This window comes from Sphingomonas sp. PP-CC-3A-396 (assembly GCF_004343105.1).
In the GTDB taxonomy this organism is placed as follows: Bacteria; Pseudomonadota; Alphaproteobacteria; order Sphingomonadales; family Sphingomonadaceae; genus Sphingomonas.
In genome coordinates this window covers 585,650-597,718 of sequence record NZ_SLYF01000001.1, presented here as the reverse complement: position 1 = coordinate 597,718, position 12,069 = coordinate 585,650, and the positions used below count along the sequence as shown (strand labels likewise).

The 12,069-nt window shown below is 65.1% G+C and carries 13 protein-coding genes; 9 read left to right on the top strand and 4 right to left on the bottom strand.

What is annotated here, in order from left to right:
* The first annotated feature begins 116 nt into the window (after positions 1–116).
* The 3 genes from C8J40_RS02690 (at position 117) to C8J40_RS02680 (ending at position 1,817) form a co-directional block, all read left to right on the top strand.
* On the top strand, positions 117–353 hold the full coding sequence (locus C8J40_RS02690) for a hypothetical protein (RefSeq protein ID WP_132736714.1): 237 nt from the start codon (positions 117–119) through the stop codon (positions 351–353).
* A 329-nt stretch (positions 354–682) separates the two neighbouring features.
* Positions 683–1,186: a TIGR02594 family protein gene (locus tag C8J40_RS02685; protein ID WP_132736711.1), complete on the top strand. Its 504-nt coding sequence runs from the start codon at positions 683–685 to the stop codon at positions 1,184–1,186.
* A gap of 112 nt (positions 1,187–1,298) precedes the next feature.
* Complete coding sequence (locus tag C8J40_RS02680; protein ID WP_132895653.1) at positions 1,299–1,817, top strand: general stress protein; 519 nt, start codon at positions 1,299–1,301, stop codon at positions 1,815–1,817.
* Positions 1,818–1,930: 113 nt separating this feature from the next.
* Here C8J40_RS02680 and C8J40_RS02675 read toward each other — a convergent pair whose 3' ends face one another.
* The gene (locus C8J40_RS02675; protein WP_132895847.1) at positions 1,931–2,269 is read right to left on the bottom strand and encodes an HNH endonuclease; all 339 of its coding nucleotides are present in this window, start codon (positions 2,267–2,269) and stop codon (positions 1,931–1,933) included.
* 133 nt (positions 2,270–2,402) lie between these two features.
* Between C8J40_RS02675 and asd the strand changes: the two genes are divergently transcribed.
* Entirely contained in the window at positions 2,403–3,260 is an 858-nt protein-coding gene (gene asd, locus C8J40_RS02670) for an archaetidylserine decarboxylase (RefSeq protein ID WP_132895652.1), read from the top strand.
* 19 nt (positions 3,261–3,279) lie between these two features.
* Here the strand turns inward: asd and C8J40_RS02665 are convergent, their stop codons facing one another.
* Both C8J40_RS02665 and C8J40_RS20145 read right to left on the bottom strand, forming a co-directional pair.
* Positions 3,280–3,942 (bottom strand): Fe2+-dependent dioxygenase, encoded by a 663-nt coding sequence (locus C8J40_RS02665; RefSeq protein ID WP_132895651.1) that lies wholly within the window; start codon positions 3,940–3,942, stop codon positions 3,280–3,282.
* A gap of 85 nt (positions 3,943–4,027) precedes the next feature.
* Positions 4,028–4,441 (bottom strand): hypothetical protein, encoded by a 414-nt coding sequence (locus tag C8J40_RS20145; RefSeq protein WP_165911345.1) that lies wholly within the window; start codon positions 4,439–4,441, stop codon positions 4,028–4,030.
* Here C8J40_RS20145 and C8J40_RS02660 point away from each other — a divergent pair.
* The 5 genes from C8J40_RS02660 to C8J40_RS02645 all read left to right on the top strand — a co-directional run bounded on the left by C8J40_RS02660 (position 4,425) and on the right by C8J40_RS02645 (position 10,081).
* Entirely contained in the window at positions 4,425–5,651 is a 1,227-nt protein-coding gene (locus C8J40_RS02660; protein ID WP_165911344.1) for a cytochrome c, read from the top strand. The genes C8J40_RS20145 and C8J40_RS02660 overlap by 17 nt on opposite strands.
* On the top strand, positions 5,648–6,139 hold the full coding sequence (locus C8J40_RS02655; protein ID WP_132895649.1) for a (2Fe-2S)-binding protein: 492 nt from the start codon (positions 5,648–5,650) through the stop codon (positions 6,137–6,139). The genes C8J40_RS02660 and C8J40_RS02655 overlap by 4 nt, the downstream gene beginning before the upstream one ends.
* Entirely contained in the window at positions 6,136–8,358 is a 2,223-nt protein-coding gene (locus C8J40_RS02650; protein ID WP_132895648.1) for a molybdopterin cofactor-binding domain-containing protein, read from the top strand. The genes C8J40_RS02655 and C8J40_RS02650 overlap by 4 nt, the downstream gene beginning before the upstream one ends.
* Positions 8,359–8,519: 161 nt before the next feature.
* Positions 8,520–8,729 (top strand): hypothetical protein, encoded by a 210-nt coding sequence (locus tag C8J40_RS20550; protein WP_165886476.1) that lies wholly within the window; start codon positions 8,520–8,522, stop codon positions 8,727–8,729.
* Positions 8,730–9,058: 329 nt separating this feature from the next.
* The gene (locus C8J40_RS02645; protein WP_132895647.1) at positions 9,059–10,081 is read left to right on the top strand and encodes an acetamidase/formamidase family protein; all 1,023 of its coding nucleotides are present in this window, start codon (positions 9,059–9,061) and stop codon (positions 10,079–10,081) included.
* Here the strand turns inward: C8J40_RS02645 and C8J40_RS02640 are convergent.
* Positions 10,068–11,903 (bottom strand): DUF885 family protein, encoded by a 1,836-nt coding sequence (locus tag C8J40_RS02640; RefSeq protein ID WP_132895646.1) that lies wholly within the window; start codon positions 11,901–11,903, stop codon positions 10,068–10,070. The genes C8J40_RS02645 and C8J40_RS02640 overlap by 14 nt on opposite strands.
* Between the last annotated feature and the right edge of the window lie 166 nt (positions 11,904–12,069).

Here is a 12,069-nt window from a genome sequence, read left to right as displayed (position 1 = left end):
GCGAACGGGAGGGCGTCGCGCCGGCGTCGCCCTCCCACATCCAGATCGGTACGTAAGAACATTGCAAGAACACCGATCTGATGCGATTGGTGGGCCAATGATTCGAAGGACGCCAAATGACCGATCACGATGACGACCAGCAGGAGCCGAAACCGGCGTTCGGCGAGTGGCTTGTGACGCAGAAGGACCGAAGCGATCTTGTCGGTCAACTCTCTGTGGCCGCACTCGCCGACCGCCGCTTCCCCCGAAATGGGGATCCCGAAGCGGTGCGGAAGCATCTCAGCGCCATGCAGGCCGAGGGCGACATGTTCGCCGCGGTCGACGATGCTGAGTCCGACTGGTTGTCCGTTTGATGCAGGACGCATGGGAGCAGGCCTTCGCCTTGATGGCCGATCACGGACAGATGGGTGCGTGCGAGATCGTCGCGTCGGGTATGCAAAAGACGCCTCCCGGGCGGCCGGAGCAATACCGGCAATGGGAAGTGCTGGCAGACTGCCTGAACGCTGTGGCTGATGCCAGCCGGACGCGGCACTGATGCGCCGAATGGCGTGATGATCGGCGCGCCCATGATCAGTGCGGTTGTGGCGACGATGCGGCCGCTGATGGAACGGATGGTCTAGCGCCGCGCGTTCAAGCGCGACCGCGGGCAGTTCGGCTTGCGTCGGTGTAAGGAGTAAGCGTTGTGGCAACAGAGCCGAAGTGGCTGAAGACGGCTAGGGCGAAGTTGGGCACAACAGAGGCTGCCGGTTCAGCGAACAGCGCTACTATTCTAGGCTGGGCAAAGCGGCTCGGCACGAAAGTGCTGGGCATGGTCTACAACGCCGATAGCGTTCCGTGGTGCGGCGTATTCGTCGCCTATTGCCTCCAGGAAGACGGTATCGAGCCGGTAGCAATCGCGGTTCGCGCAACGTCGTGGTCGGCATGGGGGCAGGCGCTTCGTCCGGAACGGCTGGCACCGGGCGCGGTGCTGGTGTTCGCGCGTCCGGGCGGTGGTCACGTCGGCTTCTATGTCGGCGAGGACGCCGATGCGTATCATATCCTTGGCGGTAATCAGGGCGATGCAGTCACTGTCGCGAGGGTCGCAAAGGATCGGTGCATCGCGCGGCGGTGGCCACCCGGTCGCCCAGTCATCGGCAAGCCCGTGCAGATGGCCGCGCGCAAGCCGATCTCGACCGACGAAGCCTGATCGCGAGATCTATTCTCGGTTACCGCGGCGGTAACCTTCAATATCTGGAACGATCACCTGTCGACACCGCTTCTATAAGCATCTGCACTCTGAGCCATCGATAGGAATCATAATGAGCACGACCCTCATATCCGCCGTTTTCGATACTCATGCCGACGCAGAGCGCGCGGTATTGGAGCTTCGCAATGCCGGCGTCGACGATCGCGCCATTTCCATCGTCGCTCAGCACGATGGTAAGACCGCGACTACCGACGGCAACGGCGACACGCAGGAGTTCGCTGGTAAGGTTGCGGCCGGCGCTGGCATCGGGACGCTTCTCGGCATTGCGGCGCTTGCCATCCCGGGTGTCGGCCCCCTGGTTGCCGCTGGCGCGATCGCATCGGCGGCGATTCCTGGTGCTGCGATAACCGGAGCAGCGCTCGGTGGTGCCATCGGGGGGCTTGAGAAAGTGATGACCGATCACGGTGTCAGCCGCGTTGATGCCAGCTATTACGAGGGGCGGATTAACGAGGGTGGCGTGTTCGTGTCCGTCGATACTAGCACTGCCGCGGTGACCCCCGAGGATGCAGCCGAGATCCTGCATCGCTCCGGCGGTCATACCTCCACGCGTACCAAGGTGGCCGCGGCGTAATCGCCAGCGGTCTGGGGGGCGCAGGCGCCCCCCAAGCACTAAAGTGACGCCCGATCAAAAGGCCTAAGTTCGAAAGCCTGCTGACGGACGCGAACGTCTGGCATGGGGCGCCGTTACGCATTGCGTCGCCGTGTAGGTGCGCGGAAGTCAGGCGCTTTGCCCGCGATCCATCGAAGATATTGCCGTATATCATGGCGCTCACGCAACTTATCCATCGTCGCATAGGTCGAAGCCAGCTCGCGATTCGTCACAAAGGCATGGATGGTACGGTGGCAGATTGGATGTACCGGTACGGTCTGTGTGCCGCCCTCGCTCTTGGGAACAACGTGATGCCGCTCCACGCGTTGTCCGAGCAGCCGCCCGCATAATGCGCAGCCCCCATCTTCTTGCTCTGCTGCGGATCTCGCGGCAGCCTCCGCGAGCCCGGCTATCCTTTTTACGCGACCACCCATGCTCGCCATATGAGGATTTCCCGTTCATATTCGAGGGCGCGCTGGCTTGGGGCTTTCGAGAATATGCTTGATGAGACGCTCACTTAGCGGACATCGACCGTTACCTCCGCCGGCCGATACTCGAGGGTTCAAGATGTCCGATCGCTTTACCGTCCTGCTGCAATATGCCCTGCCAAAGCAGCGCCTGACCCTTCTGGCCGGTAGGATCGCCCGAGCGCGGGGCGGTGCTATGACGACCCGGCTGATCCGCTGGTTCGTCGCCAGATACGGGGTCGATATGAGCGAAGCGGAAAATCCCGACATTGCCAGCTACGCAAGCTTCAACGACTTCTTCTCGCGGCCTTTGAGGAAGGGCATTCGGCCGCTGGCCCATGCTGACTTCGTCTGCCCGGTAGACGGCGCGATCAGCCAAGTCGGTGCGATCGACGATCATCACATCGTGCAGGCCAAGGGACATCGGTTCACCACGACCGAACTGATCGGCGGCGATGCCGCCCTGGCAGCGGCGTTCCGTCACGGCAGTTTCGCGAACCTTTATCTGTCGCCGCGTGACTATCACCGTCTCCACATGCCGTGCGCCGGCCGATTGACCCGTATGCGCTACATTCCAGGCAGTCTGTTTTCGGTGAACCCCGTCACGGCGCAAGGTGTGCCCAACCTGTTCGCGCGAAATGAGCGCCTAGTGTGCGTATTCGAGAGTCCGGAGCATGGCACATTCGTCATGGTGCTGGTCGGCGCCACCATCGTCGGCAGCATGGCGACCGTATGGCACGGCATCGTCAATGCCAGGCGTACCGGCACGCCGACGGAATGGCGCTATGCCGATCAGGAGATTGCCCTCGAACAGGGCGAGGAAATGGGGCGCTTCCTGCTCGGCTCAACCATCGTGATGCTATTTCAGCAGGGAACGATCGCCTTTGATGAAAGCTGGGTGCCGGCGCGGCCCGTGCGGCTCGGCGAGCGCATGGGGGATCGCCCGGTTCGAGCCTAAAGGCCGGGGAAAGTCAGTCTCAATCTTCGGCCCAACGCCTGAGCAGGTTGGACTGCGTTTTCGCCAACAGATCCAGCTCGGGCGTTTTGCCGAGGCGATCAAACAACGCGTGCCGCGCCGTTTCCAGATCGAACAACAGTTCGCGCGCATCCGCATCGCGGATCAGGCTGCGTACCCACGTGACGGCGGCCAGTCTTTCGCCGGATATCACCGGGGCGACGCGGTGAAGCGCGTTCGTTGGATAGACGACCGCATCGCCCGCCGCCAGTTTCACATCCTGTTCGCCCGCCGCAGACTCGATCACCAGTTCGCCGCCTTCGTACGTATCGGGGTCGGACAGGAAGATCGTGACTGAAACGTCGGTCCGCATGCCACCCATGATCGCGTCATCGACATGGCTGCCATACGCCATGCCGGGTTCGTAGCGGCTGAATAAGGGAGGGCGAACCACGTGCGGTCGTGTCGCCATCCGGAACAACGGGTTCGCGAGCAACAGATCAACCACCAAGTCCTGCATGTCGGCCAGCAACGGGTCGGCACGGTCGACTTGCTCGTTGCGCTTGACCGGGCGGGCTTCGCGACCGGCAGTCCGGCGCCCATCGACATAGCGCGTCTTGCCGAGATTATCTCGCAACGACCGGAGATTGTCGGCGTCCAGAACGTTGGCAATCATGATCAACATTAGGGTTCTCGTGGCATCGGCATGACGTCGGGCGGGTCCCCTATCAGTCCAAGCCCATGCGGCCAACGCGTTGGCAAGTAAGGAATTAGGTATCCGTACGAAATTGTGGATGGGCGTCGGTGCCTTTGTCGTCGCGCAGTCGGGCCAGGCGATCCTGTCCGAAGCAGCAGCCAAACCCCTGGCGCCGTCGGTCGATCAGGTCGGTGAAGGCGGCGAGAACGAGCGCGGCGAGGGAGAGGGCGAAGGCGAGGGTCGCCACGTCGTGCGCTCGACCAAATCGCGCCATGTCGTCCGCAATCCCCGTCGCGCGCGTGCCGCACAACACCATGCCGGTCAGCGCGGCGAAGGCGAATCTGAGGGCGGCGAAAACGAGAGCCGCGAAGGCGAGGGCGAACGCTGATCGCCGGACATACACCAGGATGACCCGGTCCGGGATCACGCGCAGGGTCATCTGGGCCGTCGCGGCGTTGTGCGTCTGCGTCGTGGTCTTCGCGATCATCGCGTACCGGCCAGCGATCGCGACCGTGACGCGGCCCGATCCTCGTCTGTTTGATCCGGCGCTCGTTGCCCAGGGCGCCAATGTCGCGCGACTGAGCAATTGCGTCAGTTGCCACCAGTCGGCGGGCGGGCGTCCCTATGCCGGCGGGTATCCGGTCAAGACGCCGTTCGGAACGATCTACGGCAGCAACATCACACCCGATCCCGCGACCGGGATCGGCGCCTGGTCACCGGCAGCGTTCCGACGCGCGATGCGTGAGGGCGTCGGGCGTGACGGCAGTCATCTATACCCGGCCTTTCCCTACACCCATTATGCAAACGTGACGGACGGCGACCTGAGCGCGCTGTACGCGTTCCTGATGACCCGACCGGCCGTGCGGTCGGTTCCACCCGCCAACACGATGATTCCGCCGCTTGGATTTCGGCCATTGCTTGCCGGGTGGAAGCTGCTGTTCTTCCGAGGAGAGCCGATCACTACCGATCCCCACCAGTCGGTTGCCTGGAACCGGGGACGCTACATCGGTGAGACGCTCGCGCATTGCACCGCTTGCCACAGTCCGCGTGGCCTGTTGCAGCAGGAGAAGCGCGGCGCGCAGGCGTATGACGGCGGGTGGTCGGGGGGCTGGTATGCACCCCCGATCAACGCGCACTCGCCTGCGGTACGGGCATGGACGGTCGAGCGGCTCGAGGCCTATTTCCGTACCGGACTGAGCACGGCGCATGCCGCTGCGGCGGGGCCGATGGGGTCGGTAACCTATAATCTGGCCCGTGCAGCGCCGACAGACGTCCGCGCGCTCGCGACCTATTTTGCGTGGCAGATGCGCGATGCGCCTGCTGCACGGTTCGAGCGGCCGCTGCCCGATCGTCGCGCCTTCGCGTCGCAGCGTCATCCGGACGGCGCGCGGCTCTACGAAGGGGCCTGCGCGGTATGCCACGAGCCGGGCGCGGCGATGATGGTTTCGGGGCGTCCAGCCTTGCCGCTCGGCACACCGCTGCACGAGGACAACCCACGCGACACGATCCAGATCATCCTGAAGGGTCTCCATCCGCCCGTCTCGCCGCGGGGGCCATACATGCCGGCATTCGCCGACGCTCTCGACGACCGGCAAGTGTCCGAGATCGTTGCATATCTGCAAATGCGCCATGGCACCGGACCGGCGTGGACGGATTTGGAAAGAGACGTCGCCAAGGCGCGCAAGGAGGGCGAATGATCGACCTGACTGTCAACGGCGCGACGACGCGCATCGATATCGATCCCGCGACCCCGCTGCTCTACGTGCTGCGCGACGATCTGGGGCTGCATGCCGCGAAGTTCGGGTGCGGGCTGGGGCAATGTGGGGCGTGCACCGTGCTGGTCGATGACAAGCCGGTATTCTCGTGCCTGCTTCCCGTCGGCGCGATCGGGACGCGAAAAGTCACAACGGTCGAGGGAATGGGCACGGCCGCAAAACCAGGTGACGTTCAGCGCGCCTTTCTTCACGAACAGGCGGCGCAATGCGGCTATTGCATCCCCGGCATGATGGCGCGTGCGGAGGGGCTGCTGCGCAAGACGGTGACGCCGACCGAGGATGAGCTGCGGACGGCGATGGCACCCTCGCTGTGTCGGTGTGGGACGCACATGCGGATCCTGCGCGCGGTCCGACGAGCAGCGGTGATGCGCGGCGGCGGCGTGGTCGATGCCGTGGAACCCGTGACGTGAGCGGGGAGGCATCCCGTCGCGACGTGCTGGGTGGTTTGCTGGTCGCGTTCTCGCTCGCGCCGGCTGCCGCGCTGGCGCAGACCGGCGGTGGCGAGGGTAGCGGCGGACCGCCGACAATCGCGCCCGACCTGCCGGGGACATTGGCGAAGTTCCCCGATCTCGACGCCTGGATCCGGATCGCGCCGGACGGTCGCGTGACGGTGTTTACGGGCAAGGTCGAACTCGGCACCGGCGTAAAGACAGCGATGGCGCAACTTGCCGCCGACGAACTCGACGTCGCGATCGAACGGGTCGATTTGATCACGGCGGACACCGGCCTGACCCCGAACGAGGGCGTGACCGCGGGCAGCCAGACGCTCGAACAGAGCGGCACCGCGATCGCCAACGCCGCCGCCAATGTCCGGCTGTTGCTGGCGGAGACCGCGGCAACGCAATGGGGCGTGCCGGCGACCACGGTATTCACCCGCGACGGCACCGTGCTCGACGGGCAGGGAAGGCTCGCGACTTATGCGATGCTGGCCGCATCGACCTCGCTGGCGGTGCGCGCGAGAGCAGATGTGCCGCGCAAGCGTCAGGAGGCGCGGCGGTTGATCGGGCAGCCGGTACCGCGCGTCGACCTTCCCGCCAAGCTGACCGGCTTGCCAAGCTATGTGCACGACATGCGGCTGCCCGGCATGGTGCATTCGCGGGTCCTGCGCGGACCATCGTCCGGCACGCAACTGACGCCCGACCTGGCCGCGCTACGTCGGCAACCGGGCGTCGTCAGGGTCGTGCGGCTCGGGCGTTTCGCGGCGATTGTCGGGCCGCGCGAATGGCCGCTCGAGCAGGCCCTTCGCGTTGCCAATCGCGGCCGCTGGGTGCGTGACGCCGCGGTGCCGGCGCTACCGCCGATGCCGGCCGGGTTGCTGACCATGCGGCGGGAAAGTCAGGTAATAGACAACCGCCGCGACGATCCCGGCGCGCGCGGCGTCCAGCGACTGTCTGCGCGCTATGACCGACCCTATCTGATGCATGGCGCGATCGGGCCGTCCTGTGCGGTAGCGCTGTTTGCCGAGGATCGACTGACGGTGTGGACGCACAGCCAAGGCGTCGAGCCGCTGCGGCAGGCGATCGCCGAACTGCTCGCGATCCCCGCCGATCGCGTCCGGTGCGTCCACCGCGAAGGGGCAGGGTGCTACGGGCATAACGGTGCGGACGATGTCGCCGGGGACGCAGCACTGATCGCTCGTGCTATGCCTGGCGTGCCCGTTCGGCTGCAGTGGAGCCGCGAGCAGGAGCATGGTTGGGAACCGCTTGGGCCGGCGATGCTGGCGCAGGTCGACGCAACGCTTGATGCGTCGGGACGGATCGTCGATTGGCGACATCAGGTGTGGAGCAATACGCACAGCACCCGCCCGGTCGCAGCGGGCGATCTTCTCGCCGGCGCCGAAATCGTACCGTCGTTCAAGCCGACGCCGCCGAAACCCATCCCGCAGCCCAATGGCGGCGGCGACCGCAACGCCATTCCACTCTATCGCTTTCCCAACCAGACGATCGTCAGTCATTTCCTGCCCGACATGCCGGTGCGCGTCTCGGCGCTGCGGGGTCTTGGCGCACACCTGAACATTTTCGCACTCGAAAGCTTCATGGACGAGCTCGCGGCGGCAGCGGGACGCGATCCGGTTGCGTTCCGGCGGGCTCATCTGGACGATCCGCGGGCGACCGCCGTGATCCGACGGGCAGCAGCGCGGTTCGGCTGGGCGCGATACCGCGCTACACCCAATCGCGGACGGGGCTTTGCCTTTGCGCGCTACAAGAACCACGGGGCCTATTGCGCAGTCGCGCTGGACGTCGAGCATATCCCCGACGAGGGTCGGCTTATCGTCCACCGCGCCGTCGCTGCCGTGGACAGCGGCGAGGCCGTCAACCCGGACGGTATCCGCAATCAGGTCGAGGGCGGGATCGTCCAGTCGCTGAGTTGGACCGCGTTCGAAGCGGCGGGGCATGACGGTACGCGCCGGACCGACTATGACTGGAGCACCTATCCGATACTCCGGTTTGCCGATGTACCACGCAGCGTGACCGTCGAGGTTGTCGATCGGCCGGGCACGCCGTTCCTCGGTACCGGTGAGTGCGCCCAGGGGCCGACCGCGGCCGCACTGGCGAACGCTCTCGCTTCAGCGACCGGGAAACGTCTGAGAAGTATGCCGTTGACAGGCCGCCTGCCAACGCAGGCTTAAGCCCCTTGGGTGCGTTGGACAGCCATGCATGAACGGCTGAAGTGAAAGGCGGAGAAGCGAGGGTGAATGTCGGAAAGCGGCGCCTCGTGTCGCCAGCCGCGGCCGCGCCGATACTATTCCCTCATTGACGACGGCCAGCATCTCAGACCATCGCCTCGTCCATGACTAAGAGCAAGGGGCGCACCGGTGCGCATGCGCGGGCTAATATCCAGCCTGCACCAACAGCCACCGAACTTGATGCAGCCAAGCGAGAGGTCGCTCAGATTGAAGGGCGGCTTGCCGGCCTGGCGTCCGGGCATCCGTCGGTTAAGATATGGAAGGCCCGTCTTCGTGTCGCTCAGGGCGTGATCGCCCGTGCTCCGCGCGACTGAAAGAGTATTTTCCGATCTATCGCGACGGGTCACCTTCGGTGAAAATGGCCCGCGTGGACGCTGCACGCATTAGCCTCTTGTCCTTGCTCGCGGTGCTAGCGAAGATCGCCCACTAGCACTGGGAGCGTCCATCATGCGTCGTCGATCTTGCGTTGCAGCCTCACCAGAGGACGCATTGCTACTAGCTAGGGGCATGGGCTTAGGGCCTGCGCGGATTGCTGCGGCTGGAATTGCGTCGAGCATCGCATCGGCGGTGCAGCCCGCGTCAATGACGTTGGCGGGCGAGATGCGTGCCCGCAACTGCGCTTTGGCTTATTGAAAGGATGACGATGCGCCACCTGATCCATACTGCCTTGGTTGCTTTAGTCGCTACGGCGGCGCCCGCGGGCGCTGCGACCTACGAACTGAAGGCGACTCCGCAGACGGTCGCCTGGGGGCATTACGATGCGACCGACAAGCCTGTGCTGACGATCCGGTCGGGCGACACGGTGGTGATCCATACGTTGCTGACCAACAGTCCGGCAGGTCTGGAAAAGGCCGGCGTCGCGCCCGCGCAGATCGAACCGGCGCTGCGTGCCGTCTATGGCGGCGTCCCGGCCAGCGCACGCGGCCCCGGCGGCCATATCCTGACCGGACCGATCGCGATCGCGGGCTCGGAACCCGGCGACATGCTGGAAGTGCGCATCCGGAAAGTCGATCTGGCGATACCCTATGCCTATAATGCGTTCCGGTACGGGGCGGGGTTCCTGACCGATGATTTTCCCTATGCGCGCATGAAGATCGTCCCGCTCGACACCAAGCGCATGGTCGGCCTGTTCGCGCCCGGCGTCGAAGTGCCACTGGCGCCGTTCTTCGGCAGCATGGGGGTCGCGCCGCCCCCGGCGTTCGGCCGCTACGACAGCGCGCCGCCGACGATCAACGGTGGCAACATGGATGACAAGGCGCTCGTCGCCGGAACGACCTTGTTCCTCCCCGTCTACGCCCCCGGTGCGCTGTTCCAGGTCGGCGACGGCCATGCCGCACAGGGCAATGGCGAGGTCGATATCACTGCACTGGAAACCTCGTTGACCGGTACGTTCGAGTTCGTGCTGCACAAGAAGGCGGCAATCACCTATCCGCGCGCCGAGACGCCCAAGGCCTATATCGCGATGGGCTTCGACGACGATCTCGGCCATGCGACCCGCAAGGCACTGCGCAACATGATCGATTTCCTCGTCGCGGAAAAAGGCATGACGCGCGACGATGCGTACATGCTGATCAGCGTCGCGGGCGATGTCGAGATCACCGAACTCGTCGACCGCAACAAGGGCGTCCACGTCGTCCTGCCCAAAGCACTGTTCACGAAACGCTAGATGCCGTGGGTTTTCCGTCGTCGATCCGCTCGCGCGCGACCTTTTCTAGCACCGTCAGCGGCATCGCGCCCATCGTCAGCAGGCGGTGGAACTGCTTGGGATCCCAATCGGCGCCGGCCTTCAGCTTGGCTTCGTCGCGCAGGCGGACCCAAACGGTGTGGCCGATCTTGTAGCTGCACGCCTGTCCCGGCCAGACCGTGTAGCGATCGATCTCGCCCTGGCTCCGCCCACGCGCGATGCCGGTGGTGGCGATGAGGTAATCGGTCGCTTTCTCCCGGCTCCAGCGCTTGGCGTGCATGCCTGAGTCGACCACCAGGCGGGTCGCGCGGAACAGTAGCGACTGGAGATAGCCGACCTGGCCCAACGGGTTTCCGTCGTACACGCCCATCTCGTCGGCAAGCTGTTCGGCGTAGAGTGCCCAACCCTCGGAATACCCGGAATAGAAGCCGCGGCGGCGGATCAGCGGGATGTCTTCGCTCTCCAGTGCTGACATGACCTGGAGATGGTGGCCCGGGATCGCCTCGTGATAGCTCAGCGTCGCAAGGCCGAATTTCGGGCGGTCGAACGTGTCGCGCAGGTTGATGAAATAGATCGCCGACCGCGACCCGTCGAGCGACGCGGACTGGTAATAGCCGCCGGGCGCACCGGCCTGGATATCCTCAGGAACGCGGCGGACCTCGACCGGCGCCCTGGGGAGAACCCCGAATTGTTCGGGCAGGCGCTTCGCCATCGCAGCGATCTGCGCACGGAGTTGCTCCAGCAACGCTTCACGGCCGAGATCGGTGTTGGGGAAGAGCTGATCGGGTCGCGTGTTGAGCGCGACCAGTCGCTCGCCGACGCTCTCTTGCGTCATGCCCTGCGTTTTGAGAATGCCGTCGATCCGCGCGCTGATTTCGGCGACCTGCGACAGGCCCAGTCTGTGGATCTCGTCGCCCGTCAGTTGTACCGTGGTCGCGGCGCTCGCGGCTGCTGCATAATACGCGTCACCGTCCGGCAAGCGCCAGACGCCCGCATCGTGCGTCGCCGTGCTCCGCAGTTCGGTCACCAGCGCGCGTTGCCGGTCGAGCGCGGGGAACACCTGGTCACGCATCAGCGCCGCTACCGCCTGGCCGCGCTCGGGTGGCAAGTTGGCCGCTTTCAGTTTGGCGGCCAGGTCGGTCGCCGGGCCCGACAGGTCGGGCGCCTTGTCGCGCGCCGACGCGAGCTGCTTCAGCGTGGTGTCGAGGATATAGTCCGTCGCGAACACCCCCTTGGCGGCATCCTCGCGCTGACGCTCCGTTTCGGCATCGATCGTGCCCGCAAACGCCTGCACGCGGGCGACATAGGCGTCCGCATCGGCGGCGCTGCGGACCGCGTGCTGGTTGGCCAGGAAGTCCGGTACGTCGCGATAGGCGCCCGTCAATTGGGTCAGCACATAGGGCGCGTATCGCCCGGCGCTGGCACCATAAGCGTAACGCTGCCCCGCGATCTCGCGGTCCAGGCTGTATTCGACCACGTCGTAATCGAGCTTCGCCGCGTCGCCCAGCGCGTCGCGCGACACAGTCTTCAGCGCAGCCAGCTCTCTCTTTGCCCGCGCGAATTGGCGCTGCTCGCCGGCGCGTGAGGTATCGTCCAGCTTCGATTTCAGCCGGGCCCGCGCACCGGTATCGAGACCGAGCGAGGTCGCCTGTTCGGGGCTCTCGTCCAATCGCGCGTAAAAGAATCGGTCGAGCATCGCCCTCAATTTGACGTCGTCGCGACCCATTGCGGCCCGCGCAATCGCCGGCAGGGCCATCAACGCGGAGGCGAAACCGGCAGACGCGATAAAGTGGCGACGACGCATGAAGGCTCCTGACCGAACAGTACGCGCACCTGAGTGGTGCATGCATGGTCTGGAGGCCATGACCGGATTTGTCGAGCGTGAGCGGCACTCGCCGCGCGACGACCGTTGTCGTCCAATCCTGAGACGTCGGCGTGAGGCGCGATCACCGCCGCGTCTAAGATCCGAG

Coding starts and splice junctions, on each gene's coding strand:
- C8J40_RS02690 (WP_132736714.1), top strand. CDS start 117: ATGACCGATCACGATGACGACCAGCAGGAGCCGAAACCGGCGTTCGGC.
- C8J40_RS02680 (WP_132895653.1), top strand. CDS start 1,299: ATGAGCACGACCCTCATATCCGCCGTTTTCGATACTCATGCCGACGCA.
- C8J40_RS02675 (WP_132895847.1), bottom strand. CDS start 2,269: ATGGGTGGTCGCGTAAAAAGGATAGCCGGGCTCGCGGAGGCTGCCGCG.
- asd (WP_132895652.1), top strand. CDS start 2,403: ATGTCCGATCGCTTTACCGTCCTGCTGCAATATGCCCTGCCAAAGCAG.
- C8J40_RS02665 (WP_132895651.1), bottom strand. CDS start 3,942: ATGTTGATCATGATTGCCAACGTTCTGGACGCCGACAATCTCCGGTCG.
- C8J40_RS20145 (WP_165911345.1), bottom strand. CDS start 4,441: ATGATCGCGAAGACCACGACGCAGACGCACAACGCCGCGACGGCCCAG.
- C8J40_RS02655 (WP_132895649.1), top strand. CDS start 5,648: ATGATCGACCTGACTGTCAACGGCGCGACGACGCGCATCGATATCGAT.
- C8J40_RS20550 (WP_165886476.1), top strand. CDS start 8,520: ATGACTAAGAGCAAGGGGCGCACCGGTGCGCATGCGCGGGCTAATATC.
- C8J40_RS02645 (WP_132895647.1), top strand. CDS start 9,059: ATGCGCCACCTGATCCATACTGCCTTGGTTGCTTTAGTCGCTACGGCG.
- C8J40_RS02640 (WP_132895646.1), bottom strand. CDS start 11,903: ATGCGTCGTCGCCACTTTATCGCGTCTGCCGGTTTCGCCTCCGCGTTG.